Source organism: Hymenobacter agri (assembly GCF_054778495.1).
The window spans coordinates 1-1746 of record NZ_BAAGZM010000759.1 but is presented as its reverse complement, the minus strand read 5'-3'; the positions used below and the strand labels follow the sequence as shown (position 1 = coordinate 1746).

2 protein-coding genes are annotated in these 1746 nt (G+C 64.5%); both read left to right on the top strand.

The window, feature by feature from the left end:
- A partial coding sequence (locus tag ACYVDE_RS21830) for an acetamidase/formamidase family protein (protein ID WP_460503650.1) occupies nt 1-504 on the top strand: 504 nt, incomplete at its 5' end.
- Between the two features lie 173 nt (nt 505-677).
- Nucleotides 678-1746 (top strand): tetratricopeptide repeat protein (locus tag ACYVDE_RS21825; protein ID WP_460503649.1); only part of this gene is annotated, 1069 nt, incomplete at its 3' end.

Sequence of the window (1746 nt, the reverse complement as noted above, 5' to 3'; positions counted from 1 at the left end):
CGCAGCCACGGTAGCCGGTCCTCGTCGTGCACGCTCATCGCGCCGCCCGACAAACCCGGCGGCAACCTCGACAACAAGGAGTTGGTGGCGGGCACTACGCTGTACTTGCCGGTGCACGCGGCCGGGGCGCTGTTTTTTGTGGGCGACGGCCACGCCGGCCAGGGCAACGGCGAAGTCGACATCACGGCCCTCGAAACCTCGCTCACGGGCACGCTGCAGTTTATCGTGCGCAAAGACCTGCACCTGACGCTGCCCCGCGCCGAAACGCCCACCGCCTACATCAGCATGGGCCTGAACGAAGACCTGACCCTGGCCGCCAAAGACGCGGTGCGCGAAATGATTGCCTTTCTGGTAGCCGAAAAGCACCTCTCGCGCGACGACGCCTACATGCTGTGCAGCGTGGCCGGCGACCTTGAGGTGACGCAGGTGGTAGACGGCACCCGCGGCGCGCACATGGTATTGCCCAAACGGCTGTTTGGTAAGGTAAAGAAGGGCAATAAGTAATTATTCGGCCGTCATGCTGAGCGTGTCGAAGCATCTCTACCGCGCAAGTAATTCATTTACTCTCTCGGTAGCGATGCTTCGACTGCGCTCCGCATGACGGCCTTTCAGTAGCAACAGGCAGAAAATCCAATACATTAGCAATCAATACACTGCAATCCGCCTTCCTTCCAGCTATGATACAAAAAACTCTGCTATTTCTCTTGTTGCTGGGTACTTCGTTTGCGGCCCGGGCGCAGGTCGACACGGTGCGGGCCAGCACGCTACCCGGCCCGCAGCTGGCCGAAAAAGCCTACAACAGCGGCCTGGTCAGCTTCAGCAAGCAGAGCTACCCGGCGGCGCTGGCCAGCTTCGACCAGGCCATTGCGGCCAGGCCCGACTTTGCGGCTGCCTACGCCAACCGCGCCGCCACCCGCTACGAGCTCAAGGAATATCCCGCCGCCCTGGCCGACTACGACCAGGCCCTGAAGCTGGAGCCCGGCAGCTACGCCAGCTACTTCGGCCGCGGCCGCACCCACGAGGCCCAGCGGCAGCTTGCCGAAGCTGACCAGGACTATTCCGAAGCCCTGAAAGCTCGGCCCGACTACGCGCCGGCCTGGTACAACCGCGGCGTGCTACGCTTCGAAAAAGGCGACTACCCGGCTGCCCAGGCCGATTTCGACGGTGCGCTGAAGGCCGACCCCAAGCTGGCCTACGCCTACCACGACCGCGCCAGCGCTCAGCAAAAGCAGGGCAACTACGCCGCCGCCGTGCAGGACTACTCGCAGGCCCTGGCCCTGCAGCCCGACCTGCTCTCGGCGCTGTTGAACCGGGCCACCGCCGAGCGCCGCAGCGGCCAGCTCGCCCAGGCCCTGAAAGACTACGACGCCTACCTGGCCCACAAAACCGACAACGCCCTGGCCTGGAACAACCGCGGCAACGCCCGCTTCGAGAACAAGGACTACACCGGAGCCATTGCCGATTTCAGCCAGGCCCTGCAGCTCGATGCCAAGTATGCCTACGCCTGGAACAACCGCGCGGCGGCCCTGCTCAAGCTGGAGAAATACGCCGATGCCGCCTCCGACGCCAGCCAGGCCATCAAGCTGAAACCCGACTACGCCGAGGCCTATCTGAACCGCGGCCACGCCCGCGAAATGCTGCGCCAAGCTGATGAGGCTTGTCAGGACTGGCGCAAAGCGGCCGCCCTGGGCCTGCCCGTGGGCAACAGCTACGCCGCGGCCGCACCCACGAGGCCCAGCGGCAGCT